Origin of the sequence: Candidatus Pantoea edessiphila, from assembly GCF_002933345.1 — a bacterium.
GTDB lineage: Bacteria > Pseudomonadota > Gammaproteobacteria > Enterobacterales > Enterobacteriaceae > Pantoea_C.
In genome coordinates this window covers 111,939-131,211 of record NZ_PDKR01000002.1, presented here as the reverse complement: position 1 = coordinate 131,211, position 19,273 = coordinate 111,939, and the positions used below count along the sequence as shown (strand labels likewise).

Here is a 19,273-nt window from a genome sequence, read left to right as displayed (position 1 = left end):
TTAAAAGATTAACATGATTTATTTTTTTTCAAAATTCCTATTTTTTCACCTAATTCAAAACGTATAAAATTGATTATTTCAGCCTTTGATTCTTTTAGAATATGACCAACAGTTTTATTTAAATCCATAATGAACATTTGACCAGTTAAAGAAATTTCATTTACAAACTTTTTCATTCTTCCCTCTACTATTTTTTCTGTAAAATTTTTAGAAGAGTTTGATTTTTTTGCAATTTCCATTTGGATTTTATATTCTTTTTCAAGAATATTACTAGGTATATCTTCTGGTGTAATAAAAATTGGTTGACTTGCTGCAATGTGCATTGCAATATTCTTAATTAATGTTTTATTAATATTTAAGCCAGAAACTAATACACCAATACGATCTCTATGTAAATATAAGCCTAACTCATTCCCTTTTAGTATATTTATACGTTTTATTAAAATATTTTCACCAATCTTAGCGATTAGTTCAGATCTTTCTTCTGCAAATTGTTTGTTTAGTTGAATAATATCAATTTTAGGATTTATACTAACTGCATCTATTAATTTGTCAGCAAAATTCAGAAAATCACTGTTTTTTGTGACAAAGTCTGTTTCACAATTTAATTCTAAAATTATTCCATAATTACCTAAAATTTTAGCTCTAATTACACCATTAACTGCAACATTATTTATTTTTTTCAGTGCCTTAATAGAACTAGACTTGCGTATATTTTCTATAGCTAAATCAATATCACCATTTACTTCAATTAATATTTTCTTGCACTCCATTATTCCTGCACCAGTATATTCTCGAAGTTTTTTTATTAATGCAGCATTAATGTCAGCCATTTTGTACCCTCAGTTGATGTTTTTATGAATTTATATCTTGTTAAAGGATATAATATATTCAAATAAAATTATATAAACAATCCAAGATAATAGCTATAAACTTAATAAAATAGCGAAAAATAAAATATCAAACCTAAAAATCATCAATTATTTAGTGAAATTATTTTATTTAATTTTAGAGTCAAGATCCTTGAGAATAACTTTCATGTATAGCAGTTACCACTATATTTAAATACAGGTTGACCGCACGCATTGCATCATCATTACCAGGAATAACAAAATCGATACCATCTGGATTAGAATTTGTATCAACTATAGCAAATACAGGAATACCCATATTGTTTGCTTCTCTAATTGCAATATTTTCCTTATTAGCATCAATAACAAATAAAGCATCAGGTAAACCACCCATATCTTTAATACCACCTAAGCTATTTTCTAATTTAGCTAATTTACGTATACGTAACAAAGCTTCTTTTTTAGTAAGCTTATTGAGAGTACCATCTTTAGACTGTATTTCAAGTTCTTTTAATCGCTTAATAGATTGCCGAACAGTTTTCCAATTAGTTAGCATTCCTCCTAGCCAGTGATTGTTAACAAAAAATTGTTCACATTTTAATGCAGATTTTTTTATTGATTCACTGGCAGCACGTTTAGTACCAACAAATAAAATTTTTCCTTTGCGAGAAGATACTTTACTTAATTCAACAATTGCGTTGTTAAACATTGGTATAGTTTTTTCAAGATCAATAATGTGAATTTTATTACGAGAACCGTATATAAAAGGTCTCATTTTAGGATTCCAATAACGAGTTTGATGACCAAAATGAACACCAGCCTTAATCATATTACGCATGGAAATAATTGCCATTAATACCTCTGGATTTTTTATAGTCTGAATTTATTATAGATAGACCTTTCTACTATATCTTAGTATAAAGCTAATTTAGCTTATTATAAGTATAAGCTGATTTTTTTAAACGATAATTTAAAATAAATTCTACAGCATATAGTTAAATATATATGATAATAAATAACTAGCAATTTATAAAACAAATTAAATGTACTGTCTTTAATGATGTTTATTTAATAAATGAATGTTAACATAAAAAAATTATTAATGTTAGACAAAATTTGATAAATTTGGATTAATACAATGTCTTTTATAATAAAAACTAATGAAGAAATAGAAAAAATACGCATTGCTTGTCATTTAGCTGCTGAAGTACTAGAAATGATAGAAAGATATGTTAAACCAGGCGTAACAACAGGAGAGTTAGATAAAATATGTCATGAATATATGATCAATAAACAAGGAGTTATTCCTGGTTGTCTCGGCTACCAAGGATTTCCAAAATCAGTATGTATTTCTGTAAATGAAGTTGTATGTCACGGTATTCCTAATGATAATCAATTATTAAAAAATGGAGATATTATTAATATTGATGTAACAGTTATTAATAATTCGTATTATGGCGATACATCTAAGATGTTTATAGTTGGAAAACCAACTATTCAAGGTCAAAATTTATGTAAAATTACACAAGAAAGCCTATATTTATCACTAAAAGTTATAAAACCAGGCATTAGTATTAATAAAATTGGTTGTGTTATCCAAAAATATGTAGAATCAAATGGTTTTTCCATTGTACGTGAATATTGTGGACATGGTATAGGAAATAATTTTCATGAAGAACCACAAATTTTACATTATAAAACAAAAAATAATAAACTGATTTTACAAGAAGGCATGATTTTCACTGTTGAGCCAATGGTAAATATTGGTAATCATGATGTTTACACTATGAAAGATGGCTGGACTGTAAAAACCAAAGATCATAGCCTTTCAGCACAATACGAACATACAGTTTTAGTGACTAACAAGGGATGTGAAATTTTAACATTGAGAGAAGATGATACAATTCCAGTATTATTAATTAATACATAATATTGATTATTTTCTATTAAGACTAGTGTTATCTTTGATTAAGAAAAACGTTTAATTCTTGATTAATTTAAACAATAAATTTTAAAAAATAATAATTTTTACTTTTAATTATATATAATTATTACAATACAGTCTAAATACAAGTTTCATAATTTTATATTATAGATATGATCATGATAAAATTTATTATATTATTTTAATAAAGACAGTTATACAAAAATTATTTATAAAAGTATCTGAATAATTATAATCTATTAAATCTATAATTTGATATAAAATTATTCAACTAACAATTAGAATATATTTTGGAAAAAATATGCAATACTTAAAAAATATTATAGAAGACTTTTTTGAAAAAAAAAACGATATTAAACAAAGTGTTAATAAAGAAATAAAAGATGCTGTAAATCACACAATAAATTTATTAGACCAAGGAAAATTACGCGTAGCTGAAAAGAAAAACGGCTGTTGGATTACTAATCAATGGATAAAAAAAGCAATATTGCTTTTTTTTTATATTACTGAAAATAATATAATATATGGTGCTGAAACTAATTATTTTGATAAAATTAATATGAAATTTTTCGGTTGGAACGAATCTGATTTTAAAAAACAAGGCATAAGAATTGTACCTCCAGCTTCTGTTCGTAAAGGTTCCCATATAGGATATGATAGCATAATCATGCCTTCTTTTATAAATATAGGTGCTTTTATTGATGAAAGTACCATGATTGATACATGGGCTACTATTGGTTCATGTGCTCAAATAGGTAAAAATGTACATATTTCAGGTGGAGTTGGAATTGGTGGTGTTTTAGAACCACTACAAACCAATCCAACCATAATTGAAGATCATTGTTTCATAGGAGCTAGATCTGAAATTGCTGAAGGAGTAATTATTGAGGAAGGATCAGTAATATCCATGGGTGTTTATATAGGTCAAAGTACCAAAATTTATAATCGCAATTCTGGAGAAATAAGTTATGGTCGTGTACCTGCTGGTTCTGTAGTTGTTTCTGGTAACTTACCATCTAAAGATAATAAATATAGTTTATATTCTGCTATAATCGTAAAAAAAGTAGACTATAAAACTCTTGACAAAATAAGTCTTAATAAAATATTGCGTAATCAATAAAATAAATTAATAATGTGTCACTGTTAGAACTTATTTAATAATTAATTTTAAATCTATATTATTACTTAATTTAAAGTGAATATTGGGAATTTCCCATAGTTTTTTTATAAAAATTCATTTTTATACCAGATGATAAAAATGATTATCTGGTATTAAATTAAGTATTTATTATCATCTATATCTTATATAAAAACTAGAAACGATTATCAATTTTCCCTAATTAGATATATGCGACCTTAGTTGCTAATAAATTCATTTTTAAAATTAATATTTTATCTTCAATTGAATTCAATATAATGCTAAAATGATTAAATTTTATTATAACTACTAGAGATAGTTTATTACATAATGATATTATCCTTCCAAAATCAGATCTGTAAAGACAGTAATAAAATTACAAGAATTGATTATTTAATCATATGTTATAAGATTAACTTTTTTTATACTACAATAACGATCAACATACGCATATTTAATATTATATTAAAAAAGAGATTTTTTATGAAAATAGCTATTATAGGAGCAATGGAAGAAGAAATTCAGTACATACGGGATAGTATTGATGAATATAAATTGCTTTCTATTAAAGGTTATAAAATTTATATAGGAAATACAAAAAAAAATAAAATATTTTTGCTAGAATCAGGAATTGGTAAAACTATAGTTACATTAACTACTACATTATTAATAAATTTATATAACCCAGATTTAATAATTAATATAGGTACAGCTGGTAGTCTTTCATCAAATTTAAAAATAGGAGATATAGTAATATCTAAATCAGTTTGTTACCATGATGTTGATATGACTGCTTTTGGTTATATGATGGGACAAATAAGTGGTTTTCCTGCTGAATTTACAGCTAATAAAAGTCTTGTAATCCATGCAAAAATATGTGCTAATCAATTAAAATTGAAATCCAAAATAGGTCTTATAGTTAGTGGTGATGCTTTTGTTAATAATATTCATTCGTTGATGAAAATTTGCAAATATTTTCCTAAAGCAGTCGCTGTTGAAATGGAAGCAACATCTATTGCTCACGTTTGTTATGTATTTCAAATACCTTTTATAGCAATACGTTCTATTTCTGATACTGTAGATAATAAATCTTATCTTAATTTTAGAGAACATTTAATTAATAGTTCTAAAAAATGTTGTAAAGTTGTTAATAAATTTTTAACAAATGTTTCTTTATAAATAATTATTGTTAGACATATTATTTAATAAGTATAAAAATAGTAAAAAATCATCATTTGGTTTTAATTAAATGTTATTAATTAAAAATTAAACACCAAAAGATAAACCACAACTACAAGTTATTTTAGCATTGGGATTTATTACCACAAAACGAGAACCTTCTAAACTTTCTTTATAATCTATTGAACTTCCTGATAAATATTGAAGACTTATAGGGTCAACAATTAAATTTATACCTTTTTTTCTGATTATTATATCCTGTTCATTAACTTTATCATCCAAAACAAAACCATATTGAAAACCACTACAACCTCCACCGGTTATATATATGCGTAGTCTTAATGATTTATTTTTTTTATCACTGATTAGATATTTTACTTTACTTGCCGCAGCACTAGTAAAATTCAAAGGTGTTGCTGATAAATCTATATTCATATTTTAATTCCAATTGAAATATTAAAGGCAATACATATTATTTTAAGTGTTTATTAACATAATAACATAAATGGATTAATTACATACTTAAATAAAATGATAAATCATTTTTAATTCTTCTATTTGATATTTTTTACTACAATTATAATGCGTGACAAATAATGTTGTTTTGAATAATTTTATAGTGATCAAAATGAATAATTCTAATAAACTATTTTTAATTGCAAAAAATTTTATGCCAGGAGGAGTAAATTCTCCAGTAAGATCTTTCAATAAAGTAGGTGGTAGCCCTTTTTTTATTCAAAGAGCTCAAGGAGCTTATCTATACGATATAGATAATAGACATTACATAGATTATGTTGGTGCATGGGGATCAATGATCCTAGGTCATAATAATACTGTTATTAGTGAATCAGTTATTAAAACCATAAAAAATGGTTTAAATTTTGGAATACCTACGAAAATAGAATTGCTTATGGCTCAGTTAATTTGCAAATTAGTGCAAAGTATAGAAATGGTACGTATGGTAAATTCTGGTACTGAAGCTACAATGAGTGCTGTTCGTTTAGCTCGTGGATTTACTAAACGTAAAAAAATTATCAAATTTAGAGGTTGTTATCATGGTCATGTAGATCAATTATTAGCTAACAATGAAGATCAAAATCCAACAGGAATACCTTATGATTTTATAAAACATACGCTAATTTGTGAATATAATGATTTGCATTCAGTACGTAAACAGTTTATTAGGTATCCTAAAGATATAGCTGCAATTATTGTAGAACCAATAGCTGGAAATATGAGTTGTGTTTTACCAAAATTTAATTTTTTGCAAGGATTACGTAATTTATGTGACGAATTTAATTCATTACTTATTATGGACGAAGTAATGACTGGTTTCAGAGTTGCATTAGGAGGAGCTCAAGAATTATATAATATAAAAGCAGATATTACTTGTTTAGGAAAAATAATAGGTGCTGGAATGCCTATTGGCGCCTTTGGAGGGAGCAAAAAAATCATGAGCAATTTATCTCCCACTGGAGAAGTTTATCAAGCTGGAACATGTTCTGGAAATCCGGTGGTAATGGCCGCTGGGTATAATTGTTTAAAACAAATTACAGAAATATATTCATATAAAACACTAAAAGATTTAACTGATAATTTAACTGTAGGTTTGCGTACAGTAGCAAAAAAAAATAATATTCCTCTAGTAATAAATAGTATTTGTGGTATGTTTGGTTTTTTCTTTACTGAAAAAGATAATGTAATTTATTATTCTGATGTTATAAAATGCAATACTGATATATTTAAGAAATTTTTTCATTTAATGATGAAACAAGGAGTGTACTTTGCACCATCTCCTTTTGAAACAAATTTTGTATCATTAGCACATAATGTAAAAGATATTAATAAAACTATAGATGCTGCTAATGTTTGTTTTTCTGAACTATAATTTTATATTAATGATTTAAATATATAATAAATAAAATTAATTTTTAATTTCATTATATTTGTTATTTTTAATATAAAATAAATATAATAACTATACATTAAATTGAAGTTTATTTGACTAAAAAATCATTAATAAACTAAATATATTTTTAAATAAAAAATTTTTATTTAATACTTTAAACTATAGACATTCTAAAATCAAAAATTTAGGATATTATATATAATATCCTAAAGGAAATGCATGTTATCATCATACTATTATGTATAGTAGATCTATACTCTAATATAACTTAAGGTATTATAATATAAGGATATATATTAGTGATTGAGATATAGTATTTTGTATTTATAACTTTTTAGTAATTTACATTATTTAACAAATACATAAATTTAAATTAGTTGTGTTTTATATAATTTTAATTAATCAATAATTGCATATTTTCTAATATATTTTTTTAAATTAGATTAACTTATTAACAAACATTAACTACTTATACATATAAATTAATATAATTTTTTATCTTTTATAAAAATTAGAATACAAAATATTTATGAACTATATCCATTATCTAATGGTATAAAAATTATTAAACTTTAAGATTATTATGTGGGAGAAACAATATGCAAGAAGGAAAAAAACGTAAGATTTCATCTTTAAGTATTCTTGCTATAGCTGGAGTTAAAGCTTATCAGGAAAAACCAAACGAAAAATATATGAATTCCAATCAATTAAATCATTTTCGTAAGATTTTAAAAGCATGGCGTAGCCAATTACAACATGAGATTAATCGTACTTTAATTCATATTCAGGATGAACCTTCTAATTTTCCTGATCCTATAGATCGTGCTTCACAAGAAGAAGAGTTTAGTTTAGAATTACGTACTCGTGATCGAGAACGTAAATTAATAAAAAAAATAGAAAAAACATTAAAAAAAGTGGAAGATGATAATTTTGGTTATTGTGATTCTTGCGGTATTGAAATAGGTATTCGTCGTTTAGAAGCACGTCCAACTGCTGATTTATGTATTGATTGTAAAACAATAGCAGAAATTCGTGAAAAACAGATTGCTGGTTGATAAATTATTAAAATTTATCGCACAATCAATAGAAGTATTGTTACTAATTGTGCGATATCTTTAAATCATTGTAAAGAAAATTAAATTTACCTAGTCTAGGTTATATTCTATATTTTTTATATCTTTATTATCTAATATTTTCATAAAATCTAGTATAATGATTTTGCATAATATAATATTATTTACTAAAATTTTTAATTGTTATACGATAAGTTGAAGTATAGTTCTTTATATTTTATTTGTAGTAATATCATAAATATGATATTACTACAAATATTAAAATTGATTATAACAAATTTGATTATTGTTTAGACAATAACAATTTGTTGTTTTTTAAAGTTTTTAAAAAGTATATGGTTAATGTCTTAAATTTTTAATAATATTTTAATAATAAAGGAGGTACCAGTAAGGTGTAAATATACTCATGATAATGACTTCTCGTATAAGAAAAATGATATCTAGAAAAAATATTAGCAAAAATGCTCTTAAGGTTCTCTACAGACTTAATAAAGCTGGTTATGAAGCTTATCTAGTAGGTGGTGGTGTTCGTGATTTATTGTTAGGACAAAAACCAAAAGATTTTGATGTAACGACTAATGCTACACCAGAACAAATGATCAGATTATTCAGAAATTGTCGTTTAGTTGGTCGTAGATTTATATTGGCTCATATAATTTTTAGTTCTGAAATAATTGAAGTCGCTACTTTTAGAGGTGATCATTTAGAAGAAGATCACAATAAAAAATATAGTAATTTTCAATTTAATAAAAAAAATGGTATGTTATTAAGTGATAACATATTTGGTAGTATTGAAGATGATGCATATCGTAGGGATATAACTATCAATAGTTTATATTATAGTATGACTGATTTAAGTGTACGAGATTATGTAGGAGGTTTAAGAGATTTAAAACAAGGTGTTATAAGGTTGATTGGAGATCCAGAAACTCGTTATCGTGAAGATCCAGTTCGTATGTTAAGAGTAACAAGATTTGCTGCAAAATTAAACATGAGTATCGCTCCAGAAACAGCTGAACCTATACCAAGGTTGGCACTATTACTACATAATATTCCATCATCAAGACTTTTTGAAGAATCTCTCAAGCTTTTTCAAACAGGTTATGGTTATATTACTTATTGCAAACTATGTAAATATCAATTATTCCAATTATTATTTCCAACATTAGCGCGTGATTTCACTAAAACTGGTAATAGCACAACAGAACGTATGCTAGTTCAATTATTAAAAAATACAGATGATAGAATACAAAATCAAATGCGTGTAAATCCTGTATTTCTATTTGCTGCAATGTTTTGGTATCCTCAATTAAAGACTGCTGAAATAATTTCTCAAAACAATTCTAGTTCTTTAACATATTATGATTCGTTCTCCATTGCTATAAATAATACATTAGGAGAAGCATGTCAAGTCTTAGCTATTCCTAGAAAAATAACATCTTTGATAAGAGATATTTGGAAATTACAACTATATATGTCACGTATATATGGCAAACCCGCTAAAAAATTAATGTTACACCCAAAATTTGGAGTAGCTTATAATTTACTAACATTACGTGCTACAGTTGAAAAAACTCCAGAATTAATAGAACTTAGTAAAAATTGGAATAAAAGACAATTGTTATAAACAAAGCAACGAGAAAATACTATCGTTAATGTCAATAGTTGTTACATTCAATTATCAAGGATAAATAATTACATGGTAAAAATATATGATTATAACTTATCTTGCCTTAGGAAGTAATCTCAACAATCCTTTCTGTCAAATTAAAACAGCTTTAACAACTTTAGATAAAATTCCAAAAACAAATCTTATTAAAACTTCTGAATTTTATCGTACCATACCGTATGGTTTAAAGAATCAACCCGATTACCTTAATACTGTTGTAAAATTAGAGACTGAACTTTCAGTAATTAAATTACTTGAATTTATTCATAAAATAGAACTTAAACAGGGACGTATACGTAAAAAGGAACGTTGGGGACCACGCACTTTAGATATCGATATACTTTTATTTGGTAATGAGATAATTAATACCAATAATTTAACTATACCTCATTATGATATGATAAATCGTATTTTTATGTTGCTGCCTTTAATTCAAATAGCTCCAAATATTATATTACCTAATGGAAATTCAATTAATAGTGCTATTGCTAAACTTAATACTGGTATTATTAAGCTGTGGAAAGCATAAATTATAAATTATGTGTGTAATTTATTACATTTTCTGATGATATTCATCAAGATAAAATCTTGACTTTTTAATTAAAAAAAAATGAAATTAACTACTATTTCTTGTTTAAATGATTTAAAAATAAAAAGAAAAAAATTTGCTGTTTTAACCGCATATGATTTTAGTTTTGCAAAATTATTCTCCAGTGAAGGTATAGAAGTTTTATTAGTAGGTGATTCTCTTGGAATGACATTACAGGGTCATAATTCAACTATCCCAGTAACAATTAATGATATTGCCTATCATACTTCTTCTGTACGTCGTGGAGCACCACATGCATTGATCATTTCAGATTTTCCTTTTTTGAGTTATGCTACACCTCAACAGTCTTTCAAAAATGCTGCAAAATTGATGCGTGCTGGAGCTAATATGGTAAAATTGGAAGGTGGTAGGATATGGGTTATAGAGACAATTCGTATGCTTACAGAACGTTCTGTATCTGTTTGTGGACATATAGGTTTGACACCACAATCAATAAATATTTTAGGTAAATATAAAGTACAAGGTTTTGATAAAAAAAATGCAGATATTATATTTGAAAATGCACAAGCAATTGAATCAGCAGGGGCACAATTATTAATTTTAGAATGTATACCAAATAAATTAGCTAAAATTATTACCAAGACATTAAAAATACCAGTTATAGGTATTGGAGCAGGAAATAATACGGACGGACAAATTTTAGTAATGTATGATATTTTTGGTATAACTGATGGTAATATTCCCAAATTTGCTAAAAATTTTCTTTCTGAAACGGGAGATATACGTGCAGCAATTCGTCAATATATTTCTGAAGTAAAAAATGGTAATTTTCCATCAATTGAGCATTGTTTTTAACAATTCAATAGGAAAAATATTGTGTTAATCATAAAAAAATTACCAAAATTAAAGTATATAATCAAGGAATTTCATAAAAAAAATAAAAGTATTGCATTAGTTCCAACTATGGGAAATTTACATGATGGACATTTAAAATTAGTTAGCGAAGCGCGTAAGAATAGCGATATATTAGTTGTGTCTATATTTATAAATCCCATGCAATTTAGTGATAATAATGATTTATTAACATATCCTCGCACTTTAAACGAAGATTATAAAAAATTAAAAAAACATCATGTTGATTTGGTTTTTGTACCAAAATCCACCGAAATATATCCCAATGGATTAAAAAATCAAACATATGTTAACGTACCTATATTATCTTCTTTTCTTAAAGATATGTATTGTCCTATTCATTTCCAAGGAGTTACAACTATAGTTAGTAAATTATTTAATTTAATTCAGCCAAATATGGCGTATTTTGGTGAAAAAGACTTTCAACAACTGGTAATTATTCGCAAAATGATTATTGATATGAATTTCAGTATTGATGTTATTGGTATTCCAACTGTACGTAATAAAGACGGTTTAGCATTAAGTTCTCGTAATATTCATCTAAATCCACAAGAACTTAAATTAGCAACTAATTTAAATAAAATAATGAACTATATTGCTTATCAATTAGTTAATAAAAAATTAAATATTAATCAAATTACTACACAAGCAAAAGAAATGTTACTTAACAAAGGATTAAAACCAGATGGTTTAGCTATATGTGATGAGATAACACTAGATAAATTAACAATACAAAGTAGAAATGCGGCTATTCTAATTGCAGCTAAAATAGGCAATACCAGATTAATAGACTATCAAAAAGTTATTTTATAATAACTAACTTTAAATTAATCAATTATTAAAATTTATTTTTATTTAATCAATATAACTTTTCCAATATAAGGTAAATTGCGATATTTTTGTTGATAATCAATTCCAAATCCAACAACAAACTCATCAGGTATAATAAATCCAACATATTCAATATTTATTTTTGTTTCTCTTTGTTTTGATTTATCTAATAAAGTACAAATAACTAATGATTTCGGTTGACGAGATTGTAAAATTTTACAAACGCTTTTCAATGTATTTCCAGAATCTATAATATCTTCAACGAGTAATACATCTTTATCACGAATATCTTCATCTAGATCTTTTAAAATTTTTACGTCATTTTGCCTAGACATACTACCATAATAACTAGACGCAGTAATGAAATCAACTATATGTGGTACCTTTATTGCACGACATAAATCTGCCATAAACATAAATGAACCACGGAGTAATCCTATAATTACTATATTGTTATTTCTGCCATGGTAATAGTTATTAATATCATTGCCTAATTCAATTATACGCATAGCAATTACCTGTTCTGGAATCATCATTTCAATAACATGTTTCATATTTTAGCCTAACTATTATAATTAAAACTTATTGAGTGGTTAATATTTAATTTAAGCTAATTTTTATAATTTAAGTATATTAAATTAAAAATTATTTTATGATTGCTAGTATAAATTTTTATTATTTAAATAAGTTACTTTTATTAATATTTTTAAACAGAATAACATATAATTATTAATGATATAATAATATAATAAACATAAACACCTTTAAGATAAAGTAAATTACAAAATTATAAATATAAAAGCTAATTTAAAATCAGTTATTACAGGCAAATTGAAATATATTACATTTAGATATTAGAAAATATTTATTTATAATTAGATTATTTATTAAGTATAAAAAATACAAACTTATCTAGTTTTAATCTTTAATATAATTGAATTTTGTTAATGTTACTTTTGAATAAACATTATATTTTATTGTAAAAATCATTTATTGGCTTTTTGTGTATTAATTAAATCAGTAATAGTACCTTCATAAATTTCAGCCGCCAACCCTATCGATTCATATAAAGTAGGATGAGCATGTATAGTTAAAGCAATATCTTGTGCATCACAACACATTTCAATTCCTAAACTTATTTCTCCTAATAGTTCTCCTCCATTACTTCCAACTATTGCACCACCTATAATGCGGTTTGTTTTTTTATCAAAAATTAATTTAGTAATACCGTTTTCACAACAAGAAGTTGTGGCACGACCCGAACATGTCCAAGGAAAAACAGATGTTTTATATTGGATATTTTTTTCTTTTGCTTCTTTTTCTGTAACACCTACCCATGCTATTTCTGGTTCAGTATAAGAAATACATGGAATAACTTTTGGATTAAAATAATGTTTTAATCCAGAAATAACTTCTGCAGCAATATGACCTTCATGTATACCTTTATGAGCTAACATTGGTTGTCCAACCATATCACCTATTGCATAAATATGAGGAATATTTGTACGCATTTGCTTATCAACAATAATATAATTATTATCTAGTTCAACCCCTATATTTTCAAGACCTAAATTTATTCTATTTGGAACTCGACCAATAGCAATTAATACTGCATCATATCGTTTAATTTTATCCGGATAATCCTTTTGTTTAATAGATACATAAACACCATCATGTTTTGATTGGATTTCTGTTACTTTTGTTTCTAACATTATTTTAAATTTATTACTAATAGTAGCAGTAAACATTTTAACAACATCTTCATCAGCAGATGGTATTATCTGTTTATTAATTTCTATTATTGAAATTTCAGAACCTAAGGCTTCATAAATAGTAGCCATTTCTAAACCTATTATACCACCCCCTATAATTAATAAACTTTTTGGTATTTCTTTTAACTTAAGAGCATCAGTTGAATCCCATATTCTATTATCATTTGCTTCATAAGGAAAATAAGTAGGTTTTATTGGACTAGAACCAGCAGCAAGAATAACATTGTCAAAAATGATTTTTATTATTTTATTTTCATTTTCTACTACTATAGTTTTTGCATTAACAAACTTACCAAATCCATTAACAATTCTAATTTTACGAATTTTTGCCATACTTGCTAAACCATTATTAAGTTTAGCAATGATATTGGATTTCCAAGATCTGACTTGATCTAGATTGATAGATATATCATTGAAATCAATACCTTTATGTTTTAGAGATTTTGCTTCTTTAATCGTTTTAGCTATATGTAATAAGGCCTTGGATGGAATACAACCTACATTTAAACATACACCACCAAGATTACAATAACGTTCTATTAGTACTGTTTCTAAACCTAAATCACTACAGCGAAAAGCAGCTGAATAACCTGCTGGTCCTCCTCCTAATACAACAACTTGTGTCTTAATATCAATATTCACTTTAACCTCTTTCTTATACTTAACCAATTTATTAGTTTCTTAAATTATTAATAAACGAATATCTGTTAGTATATTGCTTATGAATTTTATGAAACGAGCACCATCAGCACCATCAATTACTCGATGATCAAAAGAAAGCGAAATAGGTAACATCAAACGTGGGGAAAATTCTTTATCATGCCAAACCGATTCTATGGAAAATTTTGAAATTCCCAGAATAGCAACTTCTGGCGCATTAACAATAGGTGTAAAAAATGTTGTACCAATATTTCCTAAGCTAGAAATAGTAAATGTTCCATCTTGCATATTTTCTGGAGTTAATTGACCTTTAATTGCTTTTTTTGAAACATCTATCAATTCTGTAGATAATTGAAGAATGCTTTTTTGATTAATTCCTTTAAATACAGGAACCACTATCCCTTTCGGGGTATCAACAGCAACACCAATATTAATATTTTTTTTAATTATTACCTTTTTAAAATCTGTAGATAACGAACTATTAAACCTTGGCATTTGATTAATTGAATAATTAACTGCTTTCATTATGAACGCTAAAAGACTAATTTTTTCATTTGGGTTTGTCTTTTTTATTTCTATATTTTGTTTATTACGAAATTCTTCTAAATTAGTAACATCAATTTTTTCAAAAAGTGTAACATGTGGAATAGTTTGCCAATTTTTAGTTAAATTACTACTAGAAATTTTCTGAATATGACTTAACTTAATTTCTTCAAAATCATTATATTTATCAATATTACTAATGTTTTCATGCAAAGATTGTTTATTTACTTCATTGAAGTTATTTATCTTATTTCTGGATGATAACTCAAAAAATTTAACAGATTCTTTTATATAATCGTAAACACATTCTTTTAGAATTCTATTTTTTCTACCAGTTCCCTTAACTTTGGTCAAATCAATATCAAACTTATTTGCTAAACGACGAACAACTGGAGTTGCATGAACAAAATTTTCATTTGATTGATCTAAATTTAGTAATCCTTGTATATCTTTATCAAAGTTAATACATGATTCATCTTTCAATACCATAATTAACGAACCAGTTTTTACTTTATCACCAGTAATAATTTTAATATTTTCTACAACTCCATTTTGTGGAGATGGTATTTCTAATGCTGTTTTATTTCCTTCTACAGTAATTAGTGATTGCTCTATTTTTACTTTGTCACCAACTTTAACTAGAATTTCAGTAACTTCAAATTCCCCTTCCCCAATATCTGGTATATTAACTTTAATATTCATTATTATATTATCTCTTAAGCCAAACGTGGGTTTATTTTATTGGTATCAATATTAAATTTAATAATCGCATTTGATACAACATTTTTATCAATTTTACCACATTTAGCTAATTCAGCTAAAGCTGCAACTACAATATAAGATACATCAATTTCAAAGTGATGTCGCAAATTTTCGCGACTATCAGAACGACCAAACCCATCTGTACCTAATACTCTATAGTTACTTGTTGGGATATAATTACGAACTTGTTCAGCAAATAATTTCATATAATCTGTTGAAGCAATAGTAGGTATATTTTTCATTATTTGAGAAATATAAGGTACACGAAATTCTTTATCTGGATGTAACATATTCCAACGTTCACAATCTTGACCATCACGAGCTAATTCAGTAAATGACGTAACACTGTACACATTAGAACTGATATTATAATTTTTTAACAATACCTTGGCAGCTTCACGTACGTGTCTTAATATGGAACCAGAACCTAATAATTGAACTTTAGTTTTTCCTCCTTCTAAAGTTTCTAGTTTATACATACCCTTACATATACCTTTTTCAACTCCTTTAGGCATTTCAGGCATATAATAATTTTCATTTAGAGTTGTAATATAATAATAAATATTTTCTTGCGATTTTCCATACATGCGTACTAGACCATCATGCATAATTACAGCTACTTCATAAGCATATGCAGGATCATAAGATATACAGTTTGGAATAGTTAATGAATAAATATGACTATGCCCATCTTCATGTTGTAAACCCTCACCATTAAGAGTAGTTCTACCAGAAGTACCTCCTATTAAAAACCCTCTTGCTTGTTGATCTCCAGCTAACCACATTAAGTCTCCAATTCTTTGGAAACCAAAAATTGAATAATAAATATAAAAAGGAATCATTGGTAAATTATTTGTGCTATAAGATGTAGCAGCTGCTAACCAAGATGAACCAGCACCTAGTTCGTTAATCCCTTCCTGTAAAATTTGACCTTTCCTATCTTCCTTATAATAAGCTACTTGTGATCGATCTTGAGGAATATATTTTTGGCCGTTCGGATTATATATGCCAATTTGACGAAACAAACCTTCCATACCAAAAGTACGTGCTTCATCAGCAAGAATAGGGACTAACCTATCTTTAATTGAATTATTTCTTAACATTATATTTAAAGCACGAACGAAAGCTATTGTAGTTGAGATCTCTTTTTTTTGTTGTTGCAGTAATGAATTAAATTCATCTAAACAAGGGATTTTTAAATTTTCCGTAAATTGAGATTTACGTTTTGGTAAATAACCACCTAATTTTTTTCTTTGTTCATGTAAATAATTATATTCTTTAGAGTTATTTTTAAAAATTATATAAGGCAATTTTGCAATTTTTTCATCTTCTATTTCCAGATTAAATCTATCTCTAATATACTTAAGATTATCTGTATTTAAATATTTTACTTGATGTGCAGTATTTTTACCTTCAGCAACATTTCCAAGCCCATAACCTTTAATTGTATGAGCTAAAATTACAACCGGTTTATTTTTAGTATTTTTTGCTTTTTTTAAAGCAGCATAAATTTTTTTAGGATCATGACCCCCACGATCTAATGCCCATATTTCTTCATCAGACATATCTTTGACAAGGGCAGCTGTTTCTGGATATTTGCCAAAAAAGTATTTACGAACATAAGCACCGTCACGTGATTTAAAAGTTTGATAATCACCATCAACAGTTTCATTCATTAATTGTATTAATTTACCACTTTTATCTTTATTTAATAATTTATCCCAACAACTACCCCAAATTACTTTGATGACTTCCCATCCTGCACCAATAAAAATCCCTTCTAATTCATCAATGATTTTACCGTTTCCAGTAACAGGTCCATCTAAACGCTGTAAATTACAATTAATTATAAAAATTAAATTATCTAATTTTTCACGAGTTGCAATAGTAATTGCACCTTTTGATTCTGGTTCATCCATTTCTCCATCACCAAGGAATGCATAAACGGTTTGTGCTGAAGTATCTTGTAAACCACGGTGTTTTAGATATTTTAAAAACTTAGCTTGATAAATAGCTGATAAAGGACCAAGACCCATGGAAACTGTTGGAAATTGCCAAAAATCTGGCATCAATTTAGGATGTGGATAAGAAGACAAACCATTACCGTAAACTTCTTGACGAAAATTGTTCATTTGCTCTTCAGTTAAACGACCTTCAAGAAATGCTCTGGAATAAATCCCTGGAGAAATATGTCCCTGAAAATATACTAAATCACCTCCATCTTTACTATTTGATGCACGAAAAAAATGATTAAAACATACTTCGTAAATAGTGGCAGAAGATTGGAAAGACGAAAGATGACCACCTAAATCTAAATCCTTATTTGACGCACGTAACACTGATATAATAGCGTTCCAACGAATTACAGAACGAATACGACGTTCTAGCAAAAGATTACCTGGATAAATTGGTTCATCTTCAACAGATATAGAATTAATATAATCGCTAATTAATGAACTTGATGTAGTTTTAACACCGTTTTTGCGGGCTAACATTGATATTTGGTTAATTAAGTATTGTGCCCTTTCAATACCTTCTTCACGGATAACCGATTTAATCGCCTGCAACCATTCACGAGTTTCAATCGGATCCACGTCATTGCATACACCACCACCTGACATGGCATCTTCCTTATTTCTCCTACACATACATTATTCTATTTTAAAACAAAAAAGTGATTAACTTATAATTATAAATTATATTATACATATTTTCTTATATTTGTAATTAGTTATTAAATAATAAATTATTTTTACAAAATTTTTCCGAGTAATATTTATCATTTATAATGATAAAATTTCTATTATTCATAAATAAAAACAATAATTATTAATGTTTTTTAATTTTTATAATAAAAAATCTGAACGTATTTTTTATTATATATTAATATTGAGTTTTAACACAAAATTATTTTAATTTATTATATATACTTTATAATGACCTAATGATTACATTTTAATTATTTAATATTTCATACTTTATTAGTATGAAACTATAGTTAACATCATTTTTTCATAACATAATAATATTATTATTGTTTTTAGAAAACTGATAATAAAAGACAACTGTACGTTAATTTATTCAAGAAAATAATGATTATTAAAATAATGTAATTAATTTTATAGTATATTTTTCATTATCTGAATTATGATTTAATAATCAATAAATAAAAATCTTATTAAGATTATTAACCTCAACAATTTTATATCAATTCCAGTTAATTTATTTAAATTATTATATTTAAACGAAGAAATGACAAAAACAATAATTACTTAATGATTTTAAATATATTTTTAATTAAAACTTCACTGTTACTATTAATAATTAATCTTTTTACTTGTTTAATAATATAACAGTTATTAATAGTAAAATCAATATTATACTTTATATTATTTACTATAAATTAATATACAATATTTAAATAATTATTTTTTTGAAATTATAAATTTTTACCTTCAATAATTTTTATGCTTTAATAT

General features: G+C 26.0%; 16 protein-coding genes. 9 read left to right on the top strand and 7 right to left on the bottom strand.

Annotated elements, in window-relative coordinates:
- Positions 1-8 precede the first annotated feature (8 nt).
- Both tsf and rpsB read right to left on the bottom strand, forming a co-directional pair.
- A complete protein-coding gene (gene tsf / locus CRV09_RS02230) occupies positions 9-833 on the bottom strand; it encodes a translation elongation factor Ts (RefSeq protein WP_136132510.1) in 825 nt (274 codons plus the stop codon).
- Positions 834-1,014: 181 nt separating this feature from the next.
- On the bottom strand, positions 1,015-1,704 hold the full coding sequence (gene rpsB, locus CRV09_RS02225; RefSeq protein ID WP_136132509.1) for a 30S ribosomal protein S2: 690 nt from the start codon (positions 1,702-1,704) through the stop codon (positions 1,015-1,017).
- Between the two features lie 285 nt (positions 1,705-1,989).
- Here rpsB and map point away from each other — a divergent pair, with 285 nt between their 5' ends.
- The 3 genes from map (at position 1,990) to CRV09_RS02210 (ending at position 5,113) form a co-directional block, all read left to right on the top strand.
- Entirely contained in the window at positions 1,990-2,781 is a 792-nt protein-coding gene (gene map, locus CRV09_RS02220; RefSeq protein WP_136132508.1) for a type I methionyl aminopeptidase, read from the top strand.
- 316 nt (positions 2,782-3,097) lie between these two features.
- Positions 3,098-3,916, top strand: a complete 819-nt coding sequence (gene dapD / locus CRV09_RS02215) for a 2,3,4,5-tetrahydropyridine-2,6-dicarboxylate N-succinyltransferase (protein ID WP_136132507.1) — start codon at positions 3,098-3,100, stop codon at positions 3,914-3,916.
- A gap of 501 nt (positions 3,917-4,417) precedes the next feature.
- Positions 4,418-5,113, top strand: a complete 696-nt coding sequence (locus CRV09_RS02210) for a 5'-methylthioadenosine/adenosylhomocysteine nucleosidase (protein WP_136132506.1) — start codon at positions 4,418-4,420, stop codon at positions 5,111-5,113.
- A gap of 87 nt (positions 5,114-5,200) precedes the next feature.
- On the opposite strand, the gene erpA is transcribed toward CRV09_RS02210, so the two are convergent.
- Positions 5,201-5,548 carry an iron-sulfur cluster insertion protein ErpA gene (gene erpA / locus CRV09_RS02205; RefSeq protein ID WP_136132505.1) on the bottom strand — a complete coding sequence of 116 codons (348 nt, stop codon included), beginning with the start codon at positions 5,546-5,548 and terminating at the stop codon, positions 5,201-5,203.
- A gap of 193 nt (positions 5,549-5,741) precedes the next feature.
- Between erpA and hemL the strand changes: the two genes are divergently transcribed.
- The 6 genes from hemL (at position 5,742) to panC (ending at position 12,039) form a co-directional block, all read left to right on the top strand.
- Positions 5,742-7,001, top strand: coding sequence for a glutamate-1-semialdehyde 2,1-aminomutase (gene hemL / locus CRV09_RS02200; protein ID WP_136132504.1), 1,260 nt, complete (start codon positions 5,742-5,744; stop codon positions 6,999-7,001).
- Positions 7,002-7,621: 620 nt separating this feature from the next.
- Positions 7,622-8,077: an RNA polymerase-binding protein DksA gene (dksA, locus tag CRV09_RS02195; protein ID WP_136132503.1), complete on the top strand. Its 456-nt coding sequence runs from the start codon at positions 7,622-7,624 to the stop codon at positions 8,075-8,077.
- Positions 8,078-8,501: 424 nt separating this feature from the next.
- On the top strand, positions 8,502-9,722 hold the full coding sequence (gene pcnB / locus CRV09_RS02190) for a polynucleotide adenylyltransferase PcnB (RefSeq protein WP_136132502.1): 1,221 nt from the start codon (positions 8,502-8,504) through the stop codon (positions 9,720-9,722).
- Between the two features lie 85 nt (positions 9,723-9,807).
- Positions 9,808-10,293 carry a 2-amino-4-hydroxy-6-hydroxymethyldihydropteridine diphosphokinase gene (folK, locus tag CRV09_RS02185; protein WP_136132501.1) on the top strand — a complete coding sequence of 162 codons (486 nt, stop codon included), beginning with the start codon at positions 9,808-9,810 and terminating at the stop codon, positions 10,291-10,293.
- Positions 10,294-10,374: 81 nt separating this feature from the next.
- Positions 10,375-11,169, top strand: coding sequence for a 3-methyl-2-oxobutanoate hydroxymethyltransferase (panB, locus tag CRV09_RS02180; RefSeq protein ID WP_136132500.1), 795 nt, complete (start codon positions 10,375-10,377; stop codon positions 11,167-11,169).
- Positions 11,170-11,190: 21 nt separating this feature from the next.
- Positions 11,191-12,039, top strand: a complete 849-nt coding sequence (panC, locus tag CRV09_RS02175) for a pantoate--beta-alanine ligase (RefSeq protein WP_136132499.1) — start codon at positions 11,191-11,193, stop codon at positions 12,037-12,039.
- 38 nt (positions 12,040-12,077) lie between these two features.
- Here panC and hpt read toward each other — a convergent pair whose 3' ends face one another.
- The 4 genes from hpt to aceE all read right to left on the bottom strand — a co-directional run bounded on the left by hpt (position 12,078) and on the right by aceE (position 18,415).
- A complete protein-coding gene (hpt, locus tag CRV09_RS02170) occupies positions 12,078-12,611 on the bottom strand; it encodes a hypoxanthine phosphoribosyltransferase (RefSeq protein WP_136132498.1) in 534 nt (177 codons plus the stop codon).
- A gap of 432 nt (positions 12,612-13,043) precedes the next feature.
- The gene (gene lpdA, locus CRV09_RS02165) at positions 13,044-14,471 is read right to left on the bottom strand and encodes a dihydrolipoyl dehydrogenase (protein ID WP_136132497.1); all 1,428 of its coding nucleotides are present in this window, start codon (positions 14,469-14,471) and stop codon (positions 13,044-13,046) included.
- Positions 14,472-14,510: 39 nt separating this feature from the next.
- Complete coding sequence (locus CRV09_RS02160; protein ID WP_136132496.1) at positions 14,511-15,734, bottom strand: 2-oxo acid dehydrogenase subunit E2; 1,224 nt, start codon at positions 15,732-15,734, stop codon at positions 14,511-14,513.
- A gap of 14 nt (positions 15,735-15,748) precedes the next feature.
- Positions 15,749-18,415: a pyruvate dehydrogenase (acetyl-transferring), homodimeric type gene (gene aceE, locus CRV09_RS02155; protein ID WP_136132528.1), complete on the bottom strand. Its 2,667-nt coding sequence runs from the start codon at positions 18,413-18,415 to the stop codon at positions 15,749-15,751.
- Positions 18,416-19,273 lie beyond the last annotated feature (858 nt).

What these genes read in the sequence shown, in the direction of transcription:
- tsf (WP_136132510.1), bottom strand. Translation starts at nt 833, where the DNA reads ATGGCTGACATTAATGCTGCATTAATAAAAAAACTTCGAGAATATACT.
- rpsB (WP_136132509.1), bottom strand. Translation starts at nt 1,704, where the DNA reads ATGGCAATTATTTCCATGCGTAATATGATTAAGGCTGGTGTTCATTTT.
- map (WP_136132508.1), top strand. Translation starts at nt 1,990, where the DNA reads ATGTCTTTTATAATAAAAACTAATGAAGAAATAGAAAAAATACGCATT.
- dapD (WP_136132507.1), top strand. Translation starts at nt 3,098, where the DNA reads ATGCAATACTTAAAAAATATTATAGAAGACTTTTTTGAAAAAAAAAAC.
- CRV09_RS02210 (WP_136132506.1), top strand. Translation starts at nt 4,418, where the DNA reads ATGAAAATAGCTATTATAGGAGCAATGGAAGAAGAAATTCAGTACATA.
- erpA (WP_136132505.1), bottom strand. Translation starts at nt 5,548, where the DNA reads ATGAATATAGATTTATCAGCAACACCTTTGAATTTTACTAGTGCTGCG.
- hemL (WP_136132504.1), top strand. Translation starts at nt 5,742, where the DNA reads ATGAATAATTCTAATAAACTATTTTTAATTGCAAAAAATTTTATGCCA.
- dksA (WP_136132503.1), top strand. Translation starts at nt 7,622, where the DNA reads ATGCAAGAAGGAAAAAAACGTAAGATTTCATCTTTAAGTATTCTTGCT.
- pcnB (WP_136132502.1), top strand. Translation starts at nt 8,502, where the DNA reads ATGATAATGACTTCTCGTATAAGAAAAATGATATCTAGAAAAAATATT.
- folK (WP_136132501.1), top strand. Translation starts at nt 9,808, where the DNA reads ATGATTATAACTTATCTTGCCTTAGGAAGTAATCTCAACAATCCTTTC.
- panB (WP_136132500.1), top strand. Translation starts at nt 10,375, where the DNA reads ATGAAATTAACTACTATTTCTTGTTTAAATGATTTAAAAATAAAAAGA.
- hpt (WP_136132498.1), bottom strand. Translation starts at nt 12,611, where the DNA reads ATGAAACATGTTATTGAAATGATGATTCCAGAACAGGTAATTGCTATG.
- CRV09_RS02160 (WP_136132496.1), bottom strand. Translation starts at nt 15,734, where the DNA reads ATGAATATTAAAGTTAATATACCAGATATTGGGGAAGGGGAATTTGAA.
- aceE (WP_136132528.1), bottom strand. Translation starts at nt 18,415, where the DNA reads ATGTCAGGTGGTGGTGTATGCAATGACGTGGATCCGATTGAAACTCGT.